This window comes from Microbacterium sp. STRO-1N, assembly GCF_057748015.1.
This window is the reverse complement of record NZ_CM173234.1, coordinates 883,645-905,185: the sequence shown is the minus strand read 5'-3', so window position 1 is coordinate 905,185 and position 21,541 is coordinate 883,645. Positions and strand designations below refer to the sequence as shown.

The window sequence follows — 21,541 nt, the reverse complement described above, 5'->3', positions numbered from 1 at the left end:
TCAGTCCTTCAGGCCGGAGTTGATGTCGGCGTTCATGATCTGCCGTTGGAAGATCGCGAACAGGATCACCATCGGAATAAGCGAGATCACGGATGCCGACAGCAGCACCGACCAGTCGACGTTGTCCGCGCCGACGATCGAGCGCAGGGCGACCTGGAGCGTGTACTGCGACGGATCGCGCAGCACGATCAGCGGCCAGATGTAGTCGTTCCATCGCCACTGGAAGGAGAAGATCGCGAGGACGACCGCGATCGGCTTCGCCAGCGGCAGCATGATCCGCCAGAAGGCGCCGAACTCGCTGACGCCGTCGATGCGCGCCGCTTCCAGCAGTTCATCCGGGATCGTCTTGAAGTACTGCCGGAACATGAAGATGCCGGTCGCGGTGATGATCGACGGCACGATGATGCCGGCCAGGGTGTTGTACAGACCGAGGTCGCGCACGACCGCGAACGAGCTCGGCATGATCACCTCGGTGGGGAGCATGGTCGTCGCGAGGATGCAGATGAAGAACGCCTTCAGCCACCAGGAGTGATACTTCGCGAACGCGTAGCCGGTCATGGCGCTGACGGCAACAGTGAGCGCGGTCGTCACGACGGCGACGATCGAGGTGTTCAGGAAGTAGCGGGCGAAATCGAAGCGACTCCACGCCGTCACGTATCCGCTCACCGTCCAGTTCTCGGGGAACAGGGTGAGCGGGAGGCTGAAGAGTTCGGACCCCGGCTTGAAGGAGCTGAGGAGGAACCAGGCGACGGGGATGAGGAAGCCCAGCGCCAGGAGCCAGAGCACCACCGTGCTGGTGATGCCGTGTCGTTTCGCTTTCATGCGAGATCGTTCCTCTTGTCGAAGCGCAGCTGGATGATCGCGATGATGATGAGGATCACCATCAGGACCATGGACGCCGCGCTGGCGTAGCCGACATCGGCACGTTCGAATCCGGTGCGGTAGATGTACTGGACCATGAACATGTTCGACGTGCCGGGCCCTCCGCCATTCAGCGCCTGCACCATGGCGAACTCCTTCATCGACCCGATGGTCGTCAGCAGGATCACCATGAACGAGGTCGGGCGCAGCAGCGGCAGCACGATGCGGTAGAACCGCTGCCACCCGTTGGCGCCGTCGAGTTGAGCGGCCTCGAGGTAGGACTGCGGAATGTTCCGGATCGCCGCGATGAACAGCAGCATGTTGAATGCGGTCCCGCCCCATGTGCTGACGACGAGGATCAGCCCGAGCGCGAGGGTCGGGTCGGTCTCCCAGTTCAGGCCGTTGCCGCCGAACGCCTCGATCAGGAAGTTGACCATGCCGAAGTTCTCACCGAACAGCCACTTCCAGATGACACCCGCGACGATCGGCGAGATCAGCCACGGGAGGAAGAAGATGATCCGCGCGACCGATTTGCCCTTGGCGAGCGTGCTCGTCAGCAGGACGGCGATGCCGAGTGCCGCGACGAAGTGCAGCGGCACCGAAAGCAGGGTGTACAGGAAAGTGCGACCGAGGACGGCATAGAAATCGGGGTCCTGTGCGAGTTCGACGTAGTTGTCCGCACCGATGAACTCCGGCGTCCCTACGCCGGAGTAGTCCGTGAAGGAGTACCACAGGCCCAGTGCACCCGGCCAGACGAAGAAGAGCGCGAACAGCACCACCGCGATCGCGATGAAGGTGAGCGGGGCCACGATGAACGTCGTGGAGCGCCGCCCTGGGCGACGAACGCGTCGCGTTCGCCGCCCAGGTGCGATGAGCGCAGAGGTCTCGGCGCTGCGCCCATCGACGGTCTTGGTGGTGGACACGGTCACTCCAGAGCGCCCAGCTGGTCGCTGAACTGCGCGTTGATGTTGTCGATCGTGGCGGTCACGTCCTGCTCGCCGTTGAGGTACTTGACGGTCTCGTCACGTACCGGGTCGCCTTCCGTGGTCACTCCCTGAGCGCCGTACTGCAGTTCCATCGCCTTGATGTCGCCGACGATGGCCGGGGATGCTGCGATGTCCTGGTTGTAGATCTCGAACGCATCGGCGTGCGCCGCGTACTCGATGTCCAGCCCATCGACCGCAGGGATGAACGACGACGTCTCCGAGAGCTCGGTGTAGTTCTCCGGCTCGTACAGCCACTCGATGAAATCGTGCGCCGCTTCCTGCTGAGGCCCCTCAAACACGACGATCGACGCGGCGTTGCCGTAGTTCGTCGCCCGCTCCTTCTCCGTCGGCATGTAGACGGATGCCCACTCGAAGTCGGCGATGTTGACCGCGAAGTCGGCGATCTGCCAGGAGCCCGATACGTACGACACGACGTCGCCGCTCTTGAACAGCGCGTTGCCGTCGGCATCCGACAGCCAGACCGAGCGCGGCATGAACGAGTCGTCGTTGAGGCCGTTGAAGAACTCCAGAGCACGCGTGGTGTCGTCGTTCGTGCTGAACTCGCCGTCGTCGTCCGGCTGGAAGTAGTCCGAGCCGAACTCATACATCAGCGCCTTCAGGCGGTGCGAGGACTTGTCCATCACCATTCCGTAGCTGGTGCCGGTCGCCGCCTGCACCTGCTTGACCGCGGCCACGTACTCGTCCCAGGTCCAGATGTCGTCCTCGGTGGTCGGATACGCCACGCCGGCCTCGTCGAAGAGGGTCTTGTTGATGAAGAGACCGACCGCGGTGATGTCCGACGGGAGCGAGATGACTTTGTCTCCGTCCCAGTCGCTCAGCTCGGTGCGGATCTCACTGCCCTCGGTGATGTCGGTCAGGTCGGCCGTTGCGCCCCGCCACACCGGATCGACGGCGCCGACCCTGGCGATGGCCGGGAGATCGTTCGCCTGCGCGGAGTTGCGGAGCTTGGTGGCGAGGTCGTCATTGGCGATGTCGACGATCTCGACCTGGACTCCGGTCTCCTCCTCGTACTTCTCGGCCATGTGGGCGTATCCACCGCCCTGGTTCGCGTCTCCCGAGAGGAAGAACTGAATCGGCTCATCCGATGAGCCGGCATCCGTCGAGTTGCTGCAGCCCGCGAGCGCGACGGCAGTCGCGGCCACAGCAGCGAATGCGATAGCGGACCGCAGGGGTGTCTTTCCTGAACGCTTCATTGTGGTTCCTTCCGCCCGGAGGTCCGGGCCAACGTCATCGTCGAGTTCACTAACGTTTCGGGTGCTGTGGAAGCGCCTGCTGCAACAGGGTTCGGCAACCGGCGCTGATATGATGTTAGGACATTATTGCAAAGTTGACAACGACTGGTGGGAGAGCGTTCTCCAACAGTCCTCGATCCCGCTCTCTGACGAGGAGACCATGGACATCTCGACCACTCGCTCTGGGTCCGGATCCCTGCCTGCACGCGCGCGGTTACACTCGGATGCGCCGCATCAATCTCTCGCCGGCATCTGGCGCTTCCGGGTCTCGCCGACCCTGCGCAGCGCACCGGACGACTGGCGCACGGCCGATACGGAGGACTGGGGAGACATCGAGGTCCCCGCGCACTGGAATCTGCAGGGATACGGCTCGCCCGCGTACTCCAACGTGCAGATGCCGTTCCCCGTCGACCCCCCGTTCCCCCCGGACGCGAATCCGATCGGAGACTACCGGTTGGAGTTCGCGGCGTCGGGCGATGTGCTGACGCACGCGGAGCAGTGGCTGCGATTCGACGGCATCGAATCGGCCGCCGAGGTCTGGCTGAACGATGTCCTGCTCGGCACGACCCGCGGAAGCCGGCTGACGCACGAGTTCGATGTCACCGGCATCCTGACACCGGAGGCGAACAGGCTGGCGATCCGGGTGGCGCAGTTCAGCGACGCCACCTACCTCGAGAACCAGGACATGTGGTGGCTTCCGGGGATCTTCCGCGACGTCACTCTGCTCGCCCGGCCGGCCGGCGGCATCCGCGACATCTTCGCACGCGCCGACTTCGACCCGCTGTCGGGGACGGGCTCGGTGATACTGGAAGTGGATGCCGCATCCGACGTCCGCCTGAGCATCCCCGAGCTGGGTATCGACCGGGCAGTGTCCGAGATCATCCCTGTCGGCGCCGTCCAACCGTGGTCGGCCGAGCAGCCGCGCCTCTATGACGCCGTCCTCGCGACCGAGTCCGAATCGGTGACGCTGCGCCTGGGGTTCCGTCGGGTGGAGGTGCGCGACGCCGAACTGCATGTGAACGGAATGCCGATCATGCTGCGCGGCGTCAACCGTCACGAGCACCGCGCGCGTCACGGCCGCGTGTTCGACCACGACGCCGCCCGTGAAGAGCTGCTGCTGATGAAACGGCACAACATCAACGCGGTGCGCACCTCCCACTACCCTCCGCACCCCGAGGTGCTCGATCTGTTCGACGAGCTCGGGTTCTGGATCATCGACGAGTGCGATCTCGAGACGCACGGATTCGAGCACGTCGGATGGCGGCGCAACCCGAGCGCGGATCCGATCTGGAGAGACGCGTTCCTCGACCGGATCGAGCGAACCGTCCGTCGCGATCAGAATCATGCCAGCGTCATCATGTGGTCCCTGGGCAATGAGGCGCACGTCGGCGAGAACCTCGAGGCCATGGCCCGCTGGGCGAAGGCCGCAGACCCGAGCCGGTTGATCCACTACGAAGGCGACAGGGAGAGCCGTTACGTCGACGTCTACTCTCGCATGTACGCCCCGCACGCCGAGGTCCGCGAGATCGGCGAAGAGACGCTCAGGCCTGCGCCCCCGGAAGCGACGGCGTCGGAGCTGCACCGCCGCACGCTGCCCTTTCTCCAGTGCGAATTCGCGCATGCAATGGGCACCGGACCCGGCGGCCTGCAGGAATACTGGGACCTCTTCGAGGAGTACCCGCGGCTGGCGGGCGGGTTCGTGTGGGAATGGATCGAGCACGGCATCGCCGTCGACGGTCCGAACGGCACGAGCCGGATCCTGTACGGCGGCGACTTCGGTGAGATCGTCCACGACGGCAACTTCGTGATCGACGGTCTCGTGGATGCCGAGCGCAACCCGCGGCCGGGACTGCTGCACTATGCGGCAGTGATAGCCCCGGTGGCGATCACCGTCGATGCGGAACGGCGAACGGTGCAGATCGAGAACAGGTACGACGTCCTCGGCCTCGATCACGTTCTGTTGCGCTTCTCTCGTGTCATCGACGGCGACGTGCGAGCCTCCGGCGTACTGGAGGTCGCCGCCTGCCCGGCCAGGACGAGTGTCACCGTCGATCTGCCCGATGCGTGCCGGACGGATGAGGCCTCCCTCGTCGCGGACGTCGTCACCGTCGAGGCGGTGACGCGCGCCGATTCTTCCTGGTCCGCTGCGGGCCACGTGCTCGCGAGCGGCCAGGATGTGCGAGCGGGGCGACCGACGAGTGTCGCGCCGGGGACGGCCGCGGCGAGCGCGGACCGGGTGGGACCCGCACGTTTCGATCCGCACACGGGGCGGCTGACCCGGCTCGGCGCGTTGGAGCTCAGCGGTCCGACGGTCGGACTCTGGCGCGCTCCGACGGACAACGACCGCGACCTCGGCGATGACGAACCCGATCTCCCATCGTACGCGGACCGCTGGCGGGCGGCCGGCATCGACCGTCTCATGACGCGAGTGCAGGATGTCGGCGTCGCGGGGCCAGCGCTCATCGTGCGCACCCGGACGGGCACGCCGATCCTGGACAGCGCCGTCGATACGCGGTTCTCATGGACCGACGCCGGCGACGCCGTGCGGCTGGACGCGCAGATCGAACCGAACAGGACGTGGACGACCGAGTGGGCGAGGCTGGGCCTCGATCTCATCCTCGACACTGCCCCGCTGGGCGCGGAGATCGCCGGATACGGCCCGATGCCGAGTTACCCGGATCTGCGCTCGGGCGCGCGGTTCGGGTGGTGGAGCATCGCGGCCGATGACCTCACGGTCGACAATGTGCGTCCGCAGGAGAGCGGGTCGCGCATAGGGGTCCGTGAGGCTCGGATCCGCACTGCCCTGGGCATCCTGCACGTGTCGACGCTCGATCAGCCGTTCGCCCTGACAGTGTCCAGGCACAGCCGCGAGGCCCTGGCCTCCACCGCGCACAACTGGGAGCTTCCGGACGAAGGTCGCACGTTCGTGTCGATCGACATCGCCCAGTCGGGTGTCGGCACCGCCACCTGCGGCCCTGGCGTGCTGCCCCGCTACCGATTGCCCGCGCAGGCCGGGACCCTCTCCCTCCTGCTCCGTCACGAACCCCTCTGATGTCGAAGGACGCACCATGACCACTGAGAGCACCGCCACCGCCCGCCTCGATCCGAGTCTGGCGATCGCCGACATCGATCGCCGCCTCTTCGGTGGATTCGTCGAGCATCTCGGCCGCCACATCTACGACGGCATCTTCGAGCCGGGCCATCCCAGCGCCGATGAGGAGGGCTTCCGCACGGATGTCATCGAACTCGTCAAGGAGCTCGGCGTCTCGACAATCCGCTACCCCGGAGGCAACTTCGTCTCGGCGTATCGCTGGGAGGACGGAATCGGACCGAAGGAGCAGCGCCCCCGTCGCCTCGACCCGGCTTGGCACTCGACCGAGACGAACGAAGTCGGGCTGCACGAGTTCCAGGCGTGGCTGGATCGCGTCGGCAGCGAGCTCATGCTCGCCATCAATCTCGGCACCCGTGGCACGGAGGAGGCGCTGGACTTGCTCGAGTATGCGAATGCGGATGCGCGGACGTGGTGGACCGAGCAGCGCGCCGCGAACGGACGCCCGACGCCGTTCGACGTGAAGATGTGGTGCCTCGGCAACGAGATGGACGGCCCGTGGCAGGTCGGGCATCGCAACGCGGAGGATTACGGAAAGCTCGCGTCCCGCACCGCGAAGGCCATGCGGATGCTCGACCCCGGCATCGAGTTGGTCGCGTGCGGCTCGTCAGGACGCGACATGCCGACGTTCGGATCGTGGGAGCGACAGGTGCTGGAGCACACGTTCGACGACGTCGACTTCATCTCCTGCCACTCCTACTACCAGGAGCGCGGGGGCGACGCGCAGGAGTTCCTCACGTCCGGCGCCGACATGGCATGGTTCATCGAATCGGTCGTGGCGATCGCGGACAGCGTCGCGGCGACCAAGAAGAGCGACAAGCGCATCATGATCTCGTTCGACGAGTGGAACGTCTGGTACCTCTTCAAGGAGGACGGCACAGAGTCAGGGCATGAATTCAAGGGCGGCGCCTGGCCAGTGGCCCCCCGCCTGCTCGAAGACCAGTACAGCGCTCTGGATGCCGTGGTCTTCGGCGATCTGCTCATCACGTTGCTGCAGCATGCCGACCGGGTGCGCAGTGCGTCCCTCGCGCAGCTCGTCAACGTGATCGCGCCGATCATGACGGAACCGGGCGGGCCGGCGTGGCGGCAGACGACGTTCTTCCCTTTCTCGATCACCTCGCGTCTGGCGCGCGGCTCCGCTGTGCAGGTGCCGGTGAACGGCAGCACCGTCGCATCGGACAAGCTCGGCGACGTGCGCGCCGTCAACGCCGTCGCCACGATCGACGACGAGGGCGTCTCGCTGTTCGTCGTGAACCGTTCGCTGACGGAGGCGACCGCTCTCCGCGTGGATCTCGCACCGCTCGCGCGACAGCTGGGCAGGGACGTGTCGATCATCGAGTCCCACCTGCTCCACGAGGACGACGTGTACGCGCGCAACGTCCTGGGCGACGTCGAGCGCGTGGGCGTCGGTGAGGCCGACGCGACCGTCGCCGACGGAATCCTGACGATCGAGCTGCCGGCCGTGTCCTGGACGGCGATCCGCCTGGTGTGACCCCGTACGGCGAGGGCCGCGGACGTCGTCCGCGGCCCTCGTCGTACGATCTCAGTCCTTGCCGCTGCTGACGTGCACACGCCCCTTGCCATCGACGGAGACCTTGGCGGTCATCGCCGCCGCGAGGTCGATCCGCTGCCACGATGACGTCGAGTGGACGCTGAGGTCGAGCGGATAGCCGGAGTCGATCGCCGTCTCCTCGAGGACCTGGAGGCGCTGCGCCTCGGTGAGGTCGGGGTGGCTGGAGATGAGCAGAGCGGCCGCGATGCGGGGCGCATCCATCTCGACGCCGCCCTGTCCGATCTGCTCAAAGCCGTAGGTGAGACGGTCGCGGTAGAGCTCGTTCGCGTCCTTCTTCTTCAGGTACGGGGTGTCCCTGGCGATGCACGTTTTCAGTGCCGCACCGCAGTCGGCCTCCAGGACGGCATGGAGCTCGGCGCTGGCCGCCTCCAGCAGCTCACGGAACTCCGGGTCGGCCCACCGTTTGGCGATGGCCGCCTGGCCCATCATCCGGCCGCCGATGATGTCGAGCGGGTAGTGCATCGCCATGACGACGCGATAGTTGCCGGATTCGGACGTCCGCGCGAGGATCGGTGCGGACAGCTCGGGCAGCAGCGTCGCGAGGAGCGTGCCCTGCCAGTAGGCCTGATTCGTGTGCCCGCTCGGGTAGGAGCCGCTCGTGGAGCTGTAGGCGTCACCGCCGTCCTTGTCGCGGTAGACGACCTCGTTCGGCGCCACGATATAGGGGCGGTCGTAGTCGAAGTAGTCCTTCGACGGGTTCGTCGACTCGCTCTGCGCACGGCCACCGTCCTTGTGGATCAGCTCGACGGTCTTGGGCAGACGCCCCTCCTCCCACGCCCTCTGGTAGATCGCACCGAGCTCCTCCCCCAGTGCATTTCCCATCGTGTAAGACATGTCTCCGTACTCGTCGACGATCGCCGCCGCGGACTCCTCCGGGCCGGCGTTCTGATTGATGTCGAGCGTCTTCGCGAGGTTCTCCTCGAGGACCTCCGGGTAGCTCGTCTCGAGGGTCGCGAATCCGGCGAGCAGCGGGACGTAGTCGACGGTGCGATCCGATGAGTAGACCGTCTCGAGCTGCTCGGGCGCGAACGCCTCAGGGGCGGGAGAGGCCGCCGGGTTCGGACGTCCACCCGCGACCTGCTCGTTCCATGGCGCGCAGCCGGTCAGCGCGATGGATGCCGTGAGTACGACAGCAAGCGCTGCGACTGGACGGCTGCGGACGGTGGTCCTCATCTTCGAGTGCTGCATGTCCTGCCTTTCCTCGGGTGTCGACCCGTTCATCATTGAATTGCGTGGACATTCTATTGTTCGTACATTGGGCGGGACAAGAGCGCTCCACTGACGATCGTGAGACGCCACCGCTACCCTCGTCTGCATGGACATCGACACGGCGAGGATCACGGACTACTTCGACCGTTACGCCGCGTCGCTGACCCGGTTCGACGCCGAGGCCTCCGCCGAGCTGTGGTCGACACCCGGCATGATCGTCGACGGCCGGTTCTCGGGAGTGCTGGGCTCGCGCGAGGAGATGGCAACCGGACTTAAGCAGGCCTACCCCGTCTATCGGGAGCTCGGCCTCGGCTCCGTCGATTACGAGCTCATCGACGAGAACCAGCTTTCGGACGCACTCGTGCTCGTCCGCGTGCGCTGGCTCTTCCTCGACGGCGACGGCGAGTTGCTGACCGACAGCAACAGCTACTACCTGCTCCGGGACGAGGATGCCGGACTTCGCGCGTGCGTGTGTATCGAGACGGACTCCATGCAGAAGCTGCAGGCGCTCGCCGACGCCAAGGGTGTCGACCTGACACCGCCGAGCACGTAGTCCGAACGCGGGGTACCGCCGGCCCCTGTTCGGCACGGTCACGTCTTGCATATCCATTCGGGGTAGCGAGAATAGTCAGTGATTTGTAGGGTGTCCGAGGACAGAAGTCCGTGACACAGGAATCATCTGGAGGATGATCGATGGAGATCACACGACGAACCGTACTGACTGGAGCCGCTGTGCTCAGCGCCGCGGCTGCGGTCGGAATACCGACCGGCGCGCAGGCATCCACGACGACTGCGGGACAGGCGCAGCCGGCGGGGAACCCGGCAGCGGTCGAACGCTGGGGAATGCACGAGATCGTGCTCAGCGGCCCCGACAAGGGAAACCCCTTCGTCGATGTCACACTCGCTGCCGTCTTCCGCCGGGCGGACCAGACGATCACGGTGCCCGGTTTCTACGACGGCGATGGCACGTACCGCATCCGGTTCTCACCGCCCGAGACCGGTGATTGGAAGTGGAGCATCGAGAGCAACGTCCGCGCGATGCGCAAGTCCGGCAAGGTGACGGTCATCGCCCCGTCGGAAGGCAACCACGGCCCGGTGCAGGTGTCGCAGGACGGATACCACTTCATCCATGCGGACGGCTCGCCGTACCACCAGATCGGCACCACCTCGTACTCCTGGGCGCAGCAGCCAGAGGACAAGGTCCAGAAGACGCTCGAGACGCTGAGCACGTCGCCCTTCAACAAGATCCGGATGCTGTTCTTCCCGAACGTCCCCTCCGAATCCGTCGACCCGTTCGTGCGCACCGGCCCCGGGCCGAGGGACTGGGACCCGACGCGCTTCGATCCCGCATACTTCCGCCGGTACGAGAGCCGGATCGCGAGCCTGCTGCAGCTCGGCATCCAGGCCGATGTCGTCCTCTTCCAGCCCTACAAGGCCGACATCGGGTTCTCCGATATGGCCCGCGCGGACGACGAGAGGTACATCCGCTACATCACAGCGCGTTTCGGTGCGTACCGGAACGTGTGGTGGTCGATGGCCAACGAGTACGACGACAACGAGACCAAGGCGCTGGACGACTGGAACCACCTGGGCGACTTCCTCAAGAGCGTCGACCCACACGGGCGTCTGCGCTCGATCCACAACAAGAACATCTATTACGACGCCCGCAAGGATTGGGTCACGCACGCCAGCATTCAGAGCTCGGGTGCTGCCATGGACGGCATCCGGGCGCATCTGCACCGCCAGTTCGCGCTCAAGCCGGTGGTGTTCGACGAAGTCGCCTACGAGGGCAACATCGACGCACGCTGGGGCCAGCTGTCGGGCGAGGTGATGACGAGCCGGTTCTGGAACACGTTCGTCGGCGGCACGTACTGCGGCCACGGCGAGACGCTCAACGAGGCCCAGAGCCCGAGCACCTCGTGGCTCGGGCAGGGCGGAACCCTGAACGGCACCAGCGCTCCGCGTCTCGCCTTCCTCAAGCAGATCATGGACGACGGACCGGCCACGGGGATCAACGCACTCCAGCCTGATTGGGGCTACGACATCGGCGGCGTCGACAGCCAGTACTACATCAAGTACTTCGGCGCGAATGCACCGACGGAATGGAACGCTCTGCTGCCGAGCGGTGCCGGTGCGTCCTTCAACGTCGACGTCATCGACACCTGGAACATGACCATCACGCCGATCGGTGTCTTCTCTCTTGCCAAAGCCACCGGCGGCGCGCAGGATCCGAGTCGCCCGACGATCCAGCTACCGGGCACCCCCTGGATCGCCGTGCGATTCACTCGAGTCTGATCGTCCGCACCGGCGAGACTGCAGGCGACGTCTCGCCGGTGCGCGGGCGTGCCGGTCCGCATATCCTCACGCTCCTCGCCATCATCGGAGCATGGACCATCACCGTGCCGACTCCAGCTTCACCACCCGTCAGGACCTGGACGCCCGTCTCGACCTGCACCGTCGGCTGATCCTGAGCAGCCTGGACGGCCTGTCCGAGCAGCAGGCCCGTGCAACCCCCGTGCCCGGCAGGCCTTCTCTGCTCGGAGTCGTCCGCCATACCGCCTATGTCGAGGGAGTCTGGTTCGGGGAGGCCATCACCGGCCGACCTCGCGCTGACCTCGGTCTTCCGGTCGCCACGGCGAACTCGTGGAAGACGCGCAAGACGGACAGCATCGCCTCCGTCACGGAGCTCTGCGAGAGGATCTCTGAGCACTCACGATCGAATCTCGCCGATCTGGACCTTGACGACGTCGTCACGGGGCGCAGCCCGCGTACCGTTCTGAGCCTCTACACGCACGTGCTCGTCGAACTCGCGTGGAACACAGGACAGCTCGACATCCTGCGGCCTCTCGCCGAGAGCATTCGCGACTGACGACGCAACCGTCACCGCGCGGCGAGAATCGCGTCTGCCAGCCAGGGGCCGAACTCACCGAGAGCGGGGCCGTCGAGATCGCCGTGGTCTCGACGGGCACTGGCGAGCAGCGCAGCGTCCGGGTGGGGCTGATCGTTGATGATCGAGACCAATTCCAGGTATCGCCCCTCGGTCGCGGTGTACTCGGCATCCTGGAAGGCATCGAGCGTGAGGCCGGCCACATCGCGATAGCGAGCCGCCAGCCGTTGCCGCAGATCCTGGTCCGCCGCGATTCCGAACGATTCCGCGAGCTGCTCGACCAGTTGCGCAACGAGGTCGACCACCTGGGCGTCCTCCGCAGCGAATCCGGCTTGCTGGAACGCCATCAGCCGCCGGGTCAGGTCGGCGCCGGCCGAGTGGATGAACTCCTGCACGGGAGGTGCAGACATCTCCGGGCCGGGGAACTCGGCATAGGTCGCACGCAGATAGGAGCGCGTCGCTTCGCGGAACCGCTCATCCTGCAGCAGTTCCGCCAAAGCGATCCAGGCATCGAGCTGCGCGGGCGAGGGGTCGGCCGGAAGCACCGGCCGGACGTCGCGGATGCGGTCGATCGCCGCTTGCGGGAGACCTGCGGTGACGTCATCCGTGAAGTCGTCGACGAGTCCCTGACGCTCGATGTCGGACATCGTCACCAGCCTGCGCAGCAGGTTCGCCCGTTCGACCGTTCCCTCCTGCTGCACGAGCGCGCGGAGAACCGCCCGCTTCGCCTGCATGTCCGTCGCGCGCCTCTCGACGACGTCCAGGTGCTCGGCGAGCACGTCGCTCAACGAGGTCGTGCCCGCGAGGACACGGCGCACCTGATCGAGACCGGTCTCGAGATCGCGCAGCGTGCGGACGAATTCGAGGCGGGCGATCGCGTCGATGTCGTAGAGGCGATGGCCGCCGTCGGTCGCGTCCGTCGCGTTCACGAGGCCCTCATCCGCGTAATAGCGGATGGCGCTGACGCTGAGTCCCGTTCGATGTGCGACGTCGCCGATGGGGTAGAGAGTGTCTTCTGAAATGTTCATGTCCCCCACCATGCGACCTCAAGCGGCTTGAGATGCAAGCCCGAGAATGCCATTCACTCAAGATTCCGTGATCAAACCGTTGCATTCGTTACCGCCCCGTTATACAGTTATCGCACGGTGAATGTTTGCTGTGGCATCCACCGCATGTGATTGCAGGACACTCTTGGTGCAAGGGACAAGGGCCGGTCGGAAGCCTCTCCGACCGGCCCTTCACGTTGCCGCTACGCTGAGATCGTGACCGACCGGAACCTCGCCATCGCCGCCTGGGAGAGCCTGTTCCGTGCACAGCACGAGCTGTTCTCCGAGATGGCTGCAGACTTCGAAGGATCCGACCTCGCGCAGGGCGAATACGACGTGCTGCTGACCGTGACCCGCGGCCCCGACATGACCGCACGCCTGCGCGATGTCACCCAGAACATGCTGATCAGCCAACCCAGCGTCTCGCGCTTGATCGACCGGATGGTCGCGCGCGAGCTCGTCGCCAAGCTCCCGGATCCCGAGGACGGCCGCGGCGCGCTGATCCGTGCGACGGATGCCGGGGCACGCGCCTTCCGTCGCATCGCCATGGTCCATGGTCGATCGATCGCCGAGCGCATGTCGAGCCTCGACGACGACGAACTGCGCACCCTCCTCGCCCTGACGGAGCGCCTGCGCAGTCGCTAGAGTTTCGAATATTTCTTTCGAACATCTCTTCCCTTTTGGGTGTGGTCGGGGTAGCGTGGGGGTATGTCGACGGCGACGCATCTGGATGCTCTGCACGAGGCGGTCTCCCGCCTCGATGGGGTGTGGGCGGATGCGGGGGATGCGTCGGATCTGGACCGGGCCGCCCTGGTGGCCGCGAATGCGGAACTGGGTGTGCTGCACCGGCTCGTGGACGGGCTGGAGGCGGAGGTCGCGGCGCGGATCGCGTATGAGTCTCGGCCGGAGCTGGGTGCGGAGTCGTTGGCGAAGGAGCAGGGGTTCCGCACCGCCGGCCAGTTCGTCGCGACGGTCACCGGACGCTCTTCGGGGGAAGCATCGCGGTTGGTGAGGGTGGGGGAAGCCACCGCTCCCCGCAGCGATCTGCTGGGGGCCAGGTTGCCGGCGAAGTACCCGGCCGTGCAAGCCGCCCTGGCCTGTGGGCGGATCGGTGCCCCGGCGGCCGGGTTGATCATCGGACTGTTGGACCGGGTCCGGTTCAAGATCTCCGCGGAACGAGTGACCGAAGCGGAGACCCTGCTCGCCGAGAAAGCGGCCGGGTTGTCGTTGGACGAGGTCCGCAAGCTCCTCACCCATGCGGAAGCGCACCTGGACCCGGACGGAGTCCTCCCGCGGGAGGAGGCCGCACGGGCGCAGAACCGGCTGGTCATGTTCGAACGCGACGGACGGTTGCACATCGACGCGGACGTCGACGTCGCCACCGGCGCACCGATCAAGGTCGCGATCGAAGGGCATGTCACCGCGGTCCTCAACGCCCGCGCGAACGCCCTCGCCCCCGACGCCCCCGACGCCGACCGGCGCACGGTGACACAGTTGCAGGCGGATGCGCTCGCCGACCTCGCCGCCCACGCGCTCGGGTGCGACACCAACGCCCCCGCCCTGGCGGGTGCGACCGTGATCGTCCGCGTCGGACTCGACGACCTCACCGGCGGGACCGGACACGCCACCATCGACGGCATCGACCAGCCCATCAGCATCGGGACCGCCCGGCGGATGGCTGCATCCGGCGGTGTCATCCCCTACGTCCTCGGCGGCGACAGTGAGATCCTCGACTGGGGCAGGGAGAAACGGTTCTTCACGAAAGCGCAACGCCTCGCCCTGGTGCTCCGGGACGGCGGATGCGCCGGATGCACCCTCCCACCCTCGATGACCCGCGCCCACCACATCGACTGGTGGCAACGCGACAACGGCAGAACAGACCTCAACAAAGGCGTCCTGCTCTGCGACACCTGCCACCACCGCGTCCACGACAACGGGTGGGAAATCAGAATCGAAGGCACCGGTGTCACCGCGAAAGTCTGGTTCATCCCACCACCCTCAGTCGACCCCACCCGCACCCCACGCCTCGGCGGCACCCACCGCTACAACCTCGCCGCCTGACACCGACGACGGCGACGGCGACGACGCCATTCCTGACCCCCGATGCCTTCGCGGCGCACGTCCACGGCATCCGATCTGGCATAGTCGAAGCCATATGTAGTCACCGCGACAATCGCGGATCGACTGGGAGGGACATACAACATGGAGCTTGCCGGAGTCGTCGGCATCCTGGTTCTCGTCGGCATCGGGGTCGTGATCCTGATCGTCTTCGCGCTGATCGCGCTGCTGTTCGCACGCAGCTGGATCAAGGTCGCGCGCGCCGATGAAGCGCTGGTCATCTCTGGACGCAAGCAGAAGGTGCAGCGCGCGGTCATCGCCGCCGACGGCACCAGCAGCTCGGAGATGTCGGAATCTCCCGTCACCGTCATCGTGAACGGCAAGTCCCTCGTCAACCCGATCACACAGCGGCACGAGATCATCTCGCTGCGCTCGCGCCAGGTTTCGCTGAACGCCGAAGCGCAGTCGCTCGACAGCGTCACGCTCAACGTCGACGGCGTCGCGATCGTCAAGATCGGCTCCGACCCCCTCTACGTCCGCCGCGCCGCCGAGCGCTTCGCCTCGCAGGACGCCGCCATCGAGCAGTTCACCACCGAGCAGCTCGAGGGTGCCCTGCGCGGCATCGTCGCGACCCTGTCGGTCGTCGAGCTCATGCGCGAGCGCAAGAAGTTCTCCGATCAGATCGCCGCCGACGTCTCGCAGGAGCTCGCCGAGCAGGGTCTGATCCTGGACTCCTTCCAGATCAAGGGCATCACCGACGCCGTCGGCTACATCCAGTCGCTCGGCGCACCCGAGATCCAGGCCAAGCGTCAGGCGGCCGAGATCTCGCAGACCAACGCCGACCGTGCGATCAACCAGAAGAACATCGCCAACAAGGAAGCCAACCTGATCGAGCAGACCGCGCTCGACACGAACACCGCCAACGCGGACGCCGGCATCGGCCGCGCACGCGCCGAAGCCGAGCAGGCCGAGTACCTGGCCAGGGCGCAGGCCGAGCAGGCCGTCCTTCAGCAGCAGGCCGAGAACAAGCAGGCGCAGCTGGACGCCGACGTCAAGCGCGTCGCCGACGCGCAGCGCTACGAGGCCGAGACCCGCGCTCAGGCTGAGCTGTACACGCGCGAGCGCGCCGCCGAGGCGGCCGCGATCGAGCAGGTCAAGCAGGCCGAGGCTCGCACCCGCATCGCCGAGCAGCAGGCGAAGGCAGACGAAGCCCGCGCTCAGGGTGAATCGACCGCGGCCCAGGCCAAGGCCGAGGGTGAAGCGGCTGCGCTGCGCGCCCTCGCCGAGGCTGAAGCCGAAGCCCGCCGCCTGCGGGCCAACGCGGAAGCCGATGCGATCCGCGCCGAGGGTGAGGCCCGCGCGGCTGCCGTCGAAGCCGAGGCGAGGGCCATCGCCTCCAACCAGGACGCTTTCCTCTCCCAGCGCGTCATCGACGTGCTGCCGACCATCATGGGCGAGTTCTCCAAGGGCTACGCCGCCATCGGCAACGTCTCGATCATCGGCGGCACCTCGGGCGAAGACGGCGCATCCAGCGTCATCGGCGGCGACAGCGCCAAGGCGCTGAAGTCCGTGTTCGACAGCGTCAGCTCGGCCACTGGTCTCGACCTCGCCGCCATCATCCAGGGCCAGGCCGTCGGCCGCGGCATCGGCGAAGGCGTCGCGCAGGCGCAGGTGCAGACCAAGACGCCCGCCCCCGCCACGACGAAACCCGCCAAGGCCGCCGCGGACTCGACCATCGCTCCCCCGCCGCCGCCTGCACCGGCCGAGTGAGCATCCGAAGGCGTCGGTCCGCAGGTCGCGGCCGACGCCTTCGTCGTGTCACGGCGTCCGACGACGAAGCGTGAGCGACGCCAGCACCAGCGCGCCCACCGCGAAAGCCACGACGATCAGCAGCGGACCGAACACATCCCAGCCCTCATCACCCGCGGCGACGGCGTTGATCGTGTCGATCGCATAGCTCAACGGCAGCCAGTCCGAGATCGCGTACAGAACGTCCGGCATCTCATCGCGGGGCATGAAGAGTCCGCCGAGGATGATCTGCGGGAACACCAGCAGCGGCATGAACTGCACCGCTTGGAACTCGGTCTGCGCGAACGCGCTGGCCAGCAACCCGAGCGCCGTGCCCAGCAGGGCATCCACGACCGCCACCAGCCCGAGCTGCCAGAGCGGGCCGTCCACGTCCAGCCCGCACACCCATACGGCGAATGACACCGTGATCGCGGCCTGCAACAGCGCCATCAGCCCGAACGCCAACGCGTATCCGAGAATGAAATCCGCCTTGCCGAGCGGCGTCGTCATCAGCCGCTCCAGCGTCCCCGACCGCCGCTCGCGCAACGTCGTGATCGACGTGATGAGGAACATCACGATGAACGGGAACAGCGCCAGGATCGCGCCGCCGAACTGGTCGAACACGCCTTCCTGATCGCTGAACAGCCAGGCGAACAGGCCGACCAGGAGGCTCGGCGCGATGAGCATCAGCGCGATCGAACGCGGATCGTGCCGCAGCTGCGTCAGCACCCGGCCCGCGGTGACGAACAGGCGCCGGGCGTTCATTCGCCGGCCTCCTCTCGTGCACTCCGACGAGACGTCGGATGCTCCCGCTGGTCCCGTTCGATCAGCGCGAGGAACGCAGCATCCGGATCCTCCGCGCCGGTGTCCTCCAGCAGCGCCGCCGGCGTGGTGTCTGCGATGATCCGGCCGGCGCGCATGAGCAGCAGCCGGTCGCAGCGCAGCGCCTCATCCATGACATGGCTCGACACGATCATCGTCACACCACGGTCTGCGAGCCCGCGGAAAAGGCCCCACAGGTCCGCCCTCAGCACTGGATCGAGCCCCACGGTCGGCTCGTCCAGCACGATCACCTCCGGAGCACCGAGCAGCGCCATCGCGAGAGACACCCGCGTCTCCTGACCGCCGCTGAGCGAATCGACGAGCTGACCGGCCTGCGCGCGCAGCCCCACCTCGTCGATGACCCGATCGACGTCGCTGCGCGGCGCGTTCAGCAGTCCGGCGACGTAAGCGAGGTTCTGACGAACGCTGAGATCGCCGTACACGGCAGCCCCCTGCGTGCCGTAGGCGACACGCTTGCGCAGCTTCCGCGAGCCGCCGGGCTCGCCCAGCACCGTCACGTCGCCCGCCGCGATCCGCTGCACGCCGACGATCGACCGCATCAGCGTGGTCTTCCCGCATCCGGACGGCCCGAGAAGCCCTGTGATCTCCCCGCGAGGGATGGTCAGGTCGACGCCGTCGAACACGGCTGTCTTCCCTCGCCGCACCCGAAGACCTGCGATCTCGACCGCGTTATTCATCATGTGATGAATTGTTCTCCCGGGTCGGCGCCGCGTCAAGAGGATCAGTCGAACAGGTACCGCTGCACGGTCGGTCCGATCCGCTCGACGAGCTCGTCGATGGATGCCTCGGCCAGCGCCGAGAACCTCAGCACGTACCGGGTCAGCAGCAGCCCAGCGATCTGCGAGGCGACCAGGCTCGCGCGCAGCTCGGCATCCGGCACGTCCAGCGCCCGCGCGATGCGGCCGATCAACTCGCGAGAGATGAATCCGGCCAGCAACGGCGTCGTGAGCTTGCTGGCCACGGCTGTGCGCATGAGCATCACCCCGCGGCGTCGCACATCCGGATCCTCGAACGCCTCGAGGATGTAACGCACGAGCCGCTCCCCGACCTCGTCGCGCGGGCCGGCGAGGATCGCCGGCACATCCGCATCCGGACGCAGGGGCATGCCCACCGCCTCCGCGAACAGATCCGCCTTCGTGCCGAAGTAGTGATGCACGAGCGCCGAATCCACTCCCGCCCGCGCCGCGATCGACCGGATCGTCGAACCGTCGTATCCCCGCTCGCCGAACTCGTCCACCGCCGCGGCGATGATCCGCGCACGCGAATCCGTTCCCCCACGCGGCCGTCCGCGTCGCCGCGGTGCGCGATGCTCGGTCATGCCGCTCAGCCTACGCGCCGATGCGCGCAGGGAACGCGAGAGACTGGAGGGGTGACCACTGCGCCGTTCGACCTGTCGAGGATCGGCCGCGGACTCGCTTTCGCCGAAGCATCCGACGACCTGAACACGGCGCTCGACCGGCGCACCGCCGTCGTCATCAGCTCGCCTCCCGGTACGGGCAAGACCACCCTCGTCCCGCCGATCATCGCCGGCCGCGTTCCCGGCCGCGTGATCGTGACGCAGCCGCGACGCGTCGCCGCACGCGCCGCGGCCCGAAGACTCGCCCACCTGGACGGGTCGGCAGTCGGGTCCCGCGTGGGCTTCACCGTCCGCGGTGAGCGCCACGTGGAGACCTCGGCCCTGATCGAGTTCGTCACCGCAGGCGTCCTGCTGCGCCGACTGCTCGACGACCCTGGACTGGAGGGTGTCGGCGCCGTCGTGATCGACGAGGTGCACGAGCGCGCCCTGGAGACGGATCTGCTGATCGGCCTGCTCGGCGAGGTGCGCGAACTGCGCGACGATCTCGTCGTGGTCGCGATGTCGGCGACGCTCGACGCCGACCGGTTCGCCGCCGTCCTCGGCACGGAGGCTTCGCCTGCCCCTGTCGTCACCCAGACCGTTCCGGCACATCCGCTCGACGTGCGCTGGGCGCCGAGCCCCACCCCTCGCTTGGACGAACGGGGAGTGACGCGGGCCTTCCTCGACCACGTCGCCCGCACGACGGTCGACACGCACCGCGGCGTGGTGCGTGTCGATCCGACCGCAGACGCCCTCGTCTTCGCTCCTGGCGCACGCGAAGTCTCGGAGATCGCTCATCGCATCCGAGATCTCGCCGCCGAGTTCGACATCCGCGAACTGCACGGGCAGATCAGGGCAGCAGAGCAGGATGCCGTCATCAGCGGACGCGCGGCCGGCGAATCGCCGCGGATCATCGTCACGACATCGCTCGCCGAATCGTCGCTGACCGTTCCCGGTGTCCGGCTCGTCGTCGACTCGTGCCTGTCCCGTGCCCCGCAGCGCGATGCCGCGCGCGGCATGAGCGGTCTGGTGACGGGCCCGACGTCGCGCGCCGCGGCGACCCAGCGTGCGGGGCGTGCCACGCGCGAGGGGCCGGGCGTCGTGGTGCGATGCGTCGATGAGCGCACGTTCGCGGCCGCCCCCGCGCGGCCCGTCCCGGAGATCGCGACGACCGACCTCACCGACGCCGCCCTGCTCCTCGCCTGCTGGGGCGCACCGGGCGGTGCGGGTCTTCGGCTGGTCGACCCGCTTCCCGCCGACAGCCTGAACGATGCCGTGGATGTGTTGCACGGACTCGGCGCGATCGATGCCGAGGGTCGTGCGACCGCTGAGGGGCGACGCCTGGCACGCATCCCGACCGCCCCTCGCCTCGCGCGCGCTCTCCGCGACGGCACGCACATCGCCGGGGCACGCGCCGCGGCCGAAGTCGTCGCGCTGCTGAGTTCCGATCTCCGCATCCCCGACGCCGATGCCGCAGCGGCGCTCTCGACGCTGCGGAACGGGCGAAGCCCCGACGCGCGACGCTGGGAGCAGGAGGTGCGCCGCCTCTCGAGGTTCACCCCGGAGCGAGCAGGGGTGCGCACGGAGGACGATCCGACCGGTCTTCTGATCGCGCTCGCCTTCCCAGAGCGGATCGCCCGACGGGTGGATCATTCCGCCGCCGGCGCGGTGTTCCTCCTGGCATCCGGAACGCGCGCAGGGGTCACAGGCCCGCTCGCCGGCGCCGAATGGCTCGCCGTGGCCGACGTCGCCCGCGCGCAGGGGCGAGCGGCTGCCGGCACCGGAGCCGTCATCCGCTCGGCAGCGGCCATCTCCGAGCACCAGGCGGAGCAGGCGGCCACCCATCTGGTCACGGATCGCGTCGAGGCGCGGTTCTCCGACGGTCGCGTCACGGCTCGCCGCGAGCGTCGGCTGGGCGCGATAGTCCGCTCATCCGTCCCGGTTCGCGTGCAGGCAGACGAGGGCGGCAGCGATGCCGTCCGCCGTGCCGTGCAGGAGCAAGGGCTCGGCGTGTTCACGTGGTCTGAGGCGGCGGAGGGGCTGCGGCGGCGCCTCGCGCTGCTGCATCGCGAACTCGGTTCCCCCTGGCCGGATGTCGCGGACACGGCGCTCCTGGACGCCCTCGATGACTGGCTCGGACCGGAACTCTCGGCACTCGCCACCGGGACCACCGCCACGCGCATCGACCTGGCCACGGCGCTGCGACGATTGCTGCCGTGGCCGGCCGCGAGCGACCTCGATGCTCTCGTCCCGGAACGCCTCGAAGTGCCCAGCGGATCACGGATCCGCCTCACATACCCGCCTGTCGATGATGCGTCGGCCCGTCCGGTCGTCGCCGTGAAGCTGCAGGAGTGCTTCGGGTGGGCCGAGACGCCGCGACTGGTCGGAGGGCGGGTGCCCGTGCTGTTCCACCTGCTCTCCCCCGGCGGGCGCACGCTGGCAGTGACCGGCGACCTCGCATCCTTCTGGGCCGGCCCGTATTCGCAGGTGCGTGCCGAGATGCGCGGGCGGTATCCGAAGCATCCGTGGCCGGAGGACCCGTGGTCGGCCGAGCCCACCCGGCACACGAAGCGACGGGCCGCCGGGACCTGA

The 21,541-nt window shown here is 67.3% G+C and carries 17 protein-coding genes; 9 read left to right on the top strand and 8 right to left on the bottom strand.

Annotated features, from left to right (window positions below; all coding sequences use genetic code 11):
• The 3 genes from AC3ANJ_RS04180 to AC3ANJ_RS04170 are packed head-to-tail and all read right to left on the bottom strand — an operon-like array spanning nt 1 to nt 3,061.
• Complete coding sequence (locus AC3ANJ_RS04180) at nt 1-822, bottom strand: carbohydrate ABC transporter permease (RefSeq protein WP_406246632.1); 822 nt, start codon at nt 820-822, stop codon at nt 1-3.
• On the bottom strand, nt 819-1,784 hold the full coding sequence (locus tag AC3ANJ_RS04175) for a carbohydrate ABC transporter permease (RefSeq protein WP_406246634.1): 966 nt from the start codon (nt 1,782-1,784) through the stop codon (nt 819-821). The genes AC3ANJ_RS04180 and AC3ANJ_RS04175 overlap by 4 nt, the downstream gene beginning before the upstream one ends.
• Before the next feature lie 2 nt (nt 1,785-1,786).
• A complete protein-coding gene (locus tag AC3ANJ_RS04170) occupies nt 1,787-3,061 on the bottom strand; it encodes an ABC transporter substrate-binding protein (RefSeq protein WP_488318371.1) in 1,275 nt (424 codons plus the stop codon).
• A gap of 199 nt (nt 3,062-3,260) precedes the next feature.
• On the opposite strand from AC3ANJ_RS04170, the gene AC3ANJ_RS04165 reads away from it, so the two are divergent.
• The gene (locus AC3ANJ_RS04165; protein WP_488318370.1) at nt 3,261-6,152 is read left to right on the top strand and encodes a glycoside hydrolase family 2 TIM barrel-domain containing protein; all 2,892 of its coding nucleotides are present in this window, start codon (nt 3,261-3,263) and stop codon (nt 6,150-6,152) included.
• 16 nt (nt 6,153-6,168) lie between these two features.
• A complete protein-coding gene (gene arfA / locus AC3ANJ_RS04160) occupies nt 6,169-7,701 on the top strand; it encodes an arabinosylfuranosidase ArfA (protein WP_488318369.1) in 1,533 nt (510 codons plus the stop codon).
• Nucleotides 7,702-7,752: 51 nt separating this feature from the next.
• On the opposite strand, the gene AC3ANJ_RS04155 is transcribed toward arfA, so the two are convergent.
• Complete coding sequence (locus AC3ANJ_RS04155) at nt 7,753-8,955, bottom strand: acid phosphatase (RefSeq protein ID WP_488318368.1); 1,203 nt, start codon at nt 8,953-8,955, stop codon at nt 7,753-7,755.
• Nucleotides 8,956-9,097: 142 nt separating this feature from the next.
• Here AC3ANJ_RS04155 and AC3ANJ_RS04150 point away from each other — a divergent pair, with 142 nt between their 5' ends.
• From AC3ANJ_RS04150 to AC3ANJ_RS04140, 3 genes are all read left to right on the top strand, one after another.
• Nucleotides 9,098-9,544, top strand: coding sequence for a DUF6841 family protein (locus tag AC3ANJ_RS04150; protein WP_488318367.1), 447 nt, complete (start codon nt 9,098-9,100; stop codon nt 9,542-9,544).
• Nucleotides 9,545-9,684: 140 nt separating this feature from the next.
• Nucleotides 9,685-11,286, top strand: coding sequence for a DUF5060 domain-containing protein (locus AC3ANJ_RS04145; protein ID WP_488318366.1), 1,602 nt, complete (start codon nt 9,685-9,687; stop codon nt 11,284-11,286).
• Between the two features lie 91 nt (nt 11,287-11,377).
• Nucleotides 11,378-11,860, top strand: coding sequence for a mycothiol transferase (locus tag AC3ANJ_RS04140; protein ID WP_488318365.1), 483 nt, complete (start codon nt 11,378-11,380; stop codon nt 11,858-11,860).
• An 11-nt stretch (nt 11,861-11,871) separates the two neighbouring features.
• Here AC3ANJ_RS04140 and AC3ANJ_RS04135 read toward each other — a convergent pair whose 3' ends face one another.
• Nucleotides 11,872-12,906: a helix-turn-helix domain-containing protein gene (locus AC3ANJ_RS04135; RefSeq protein ID WP_488318364.1), complete on the bottom strand. Its 1,035-nt coding sequence runs from the start codon at nt 12,904-12,906 to the stop codon at nt 11,872-11,874.
• 234 nt (nt 12,907-13,140) lie between these two features.
• Between AC3ANJ_RS04135 and AC3ANJ_RS04130 the strand changes: the two genes are divergently transcribed.
• The 3 genes from AC3ANJ_RS04130 to AC3ANJ_RS04120 all read left to right on the top strand — a co-directional run bounded on the left by AC3ANJ_RS04130 (nt 13,141) and on the right by AC3ANJ_RS04120 (nt 16,752).
• Nucleotides 13,141-13,569 carry a MarR family winged helix-turn-helix transcriptional regulator gene (locus AC3ANJ_RS04130; protein WP_488318363.1) on the top strand — a complete coding sequence of 143 codons (429 nt, stop codon included), beginning with the start codon at nt 13,141-13,143 and terminating at the stop codon, nt 13,567-13,569.
• A gap of 63 nt (nt 13,570-13,632) precedes the next feature.
• Nucleotides 13,633-14,985, top strand: a complete 1,353-nt coding sequence (locus AC3ANJ_RS04125) for an HNH endonuclease signature motif containing protein (protein WP_488318362.1) — start codon at nt 13,633-13,635, stop codon at nt 14,983-14,985.
• Nucleotides 14,986-15,126: 141 nt separating this feature from the next.
• Complete coding sequence (locus AC3ANJ_RS04120) at nt 15,127-16,752, top strand: SPFH domain-containing protein (RefSeq protein ID WP_488318361.1); 1,626 nt, start codon at nt 15,127-15,129, stop codon at nt 16,750-16,752.
• 48 nt (nt 16,753-16,800) lie between these two features.
• Here AC3ANJ_RS04120 and AC3ANJ_RS04115 read toward each other — a convergent pair whose 3' ends face one another.
• Genes AC3ANJ_RS04115 through AC3ANJ_RS04105 form a run of 3 tightly spaced genes read right to left on the bottom strand, consistent with a single transcriptional unit; the run spans nt 16,801 to nt 18,931 of the window.
• Nucleotides 16,801-17,535, bottom strand: a complete 735-nt coding sequence (locus AC3ANJ_RS04115) for an ABC transporter permease (protein WP_488318360.1) — start codon at nt 17,533-17,535, stop codon at nt 16,801-16,803.
• Nucleotides 17,532-18,293 carry an ABC transporter ATP-binding protein gene (locus AC3ANJ_RS04110; RefSeq protein WP_488318359.1) on the bottom strand — a complete coding sequence of 254 codons (762 nt, stop codon included), beginning with the start codon at nt 18,291-18,293 and terminating at the stop codon, nt 17,532-17,534. Before AC3ANJ_RS04110 ends, AC3ANJ_RS04115 begins: the two co-directional genes overlap by 4 nt.
• 41 nt (nt 18,294-18,334) lie before the next feature.
• Nucleotides 18,335-18,931 (bottom strand): TetR/AcrR family transcriptional regulator, encoded by a 597-nt coding sequence (locus AC3ANJ_RS04105; protein ID WP_488318358.1) that lies wholly within the window; start codon nt 18,929-18,931, stop codon nt 18,335-18,337.
• A 51-nt stretch (nt 18,932-18,982) separates the two neighbouring features.
• Here AC3ANJ_RS04105 and hrpB point away from each other — a divergent pair, with 51 nt between their 5' ends.
• The gene (gene hrpB / locus AC3ANJ_RS04100) at nt 18,983-21,541 is read left to right on the top strand and encodes an ATP-dependent helicase HrpB (RefSeq protein WP_488318357.1); all 2,559 of its coding nucleotides are present in this window, start codon (nt 18,983-18,985) and stop codon (nt 21,539-21,541) included.

Excerpts from the sequence above, each read along its gene's own strand:
- AC3ANJ_RS04180 (WP_406246632.1), bottom strand. The coding sequence starts at position 822 with ATGAAAGCGAAACGACACGGCATCACCAGCACGGTGGTGCTCTGGCTC.
- AC3ANJ_RS04170 (WP_488318371.1), bottom strand. The coding sequence starts at position 3,061 with ATGAAGCGTTCAGGAAAGACACCCCTGCGGTCCGCTATCGCATTCGCT.
- AC3ANJ_RS04165 (WP_488318370.1), top strand. The coding sequence starts at position 3,261 with ATGGACATCTCGACCACTCGCTCTGGGTCCGGATCCCTGCCTGCACGC.
- arfA (WP_488318369.1), top strand. The coding sequence starts at position 6,169 with ATGACCACTGAGAGCACCGCCACCGCCCGCCTCGATCCGAGTCTGGCG.
- AC3ANJ_RS04155 (WP_488318368.1), bottom strand. The coding sequence starts at position 8,955 with ATGAGGACCACCGTCCGCAGCCGTCCAGTCGCAGCGCTTGCTGTCGTA.
- AC3ANJ_RS04150 (WP_488318367.1), top strand. The coding sequence starts at position 9,098 with ATGGACATCGACACGGCGAGGATCACGGACTACTTCGACCGTTACGCC.
- AC3ANJ_RS04145 (WP_488318366.1), top strand. The coding sequence starts at position 9,685 with ATGGAGATCACACGACGAACCGTACTGACTGGAGCCGCTGTGCTCAGC.
- AC3ANJ_RS04140 (WP_488318365.1), top strand. The coding sequence starts at position 11,378 with ATGGACCATCACCGTGCCGACTCCAGCTTCACCACCCGTCAGGACCTG.
- AC3ANJ_RS04135 (WP_488318364.1), bottom strand. The coding sequence starts at position 12,906 with ATGAACATTTCAGAAGACACTCTCTACCCCATCGGCGACGTCGCACAT.
- AC3ANJ_RS04125 (WP_488318362.1), top strand. The coding sequence starts at position 13,633 with ATGTCGACGGCGACGCATCTGGATGCTCTGCACGAGGCGGTCTCCCGC.
- AC3ANJ_RS04120 (WP_488318361.1), top strand. The coding sequence starts at position 15,127 with ATGGAGCTTGCCGGAGTCGTCGGCATCCTGGTTCTCGTCGGCATCGGG.
- AC3ANJ_RS04115 (WP_488318360.1), bottom strand. The coding sequence starts at position 17,535 with ATGAACGCCCGGCGCCTGTTCGTCACCGCGGGCCGGGTGCTGACGCAG.
- AC3ANJ_RS04110 (WP_488318359.1), bottom strand. The coding sequence starts at position 18,293 with ATGATGAATAACGCGGTCGAGATCGCAGGTCTTCGGGTGCGGCGAGGG.
- AC3ANJ_RS04105 (WP_488318358.1), bottom strand. The coding sequence starts at position 18,931 with ATGACCGAGCATCGCGCACCGCGGCGACGCGGACGGCCGCGTGGGGGA.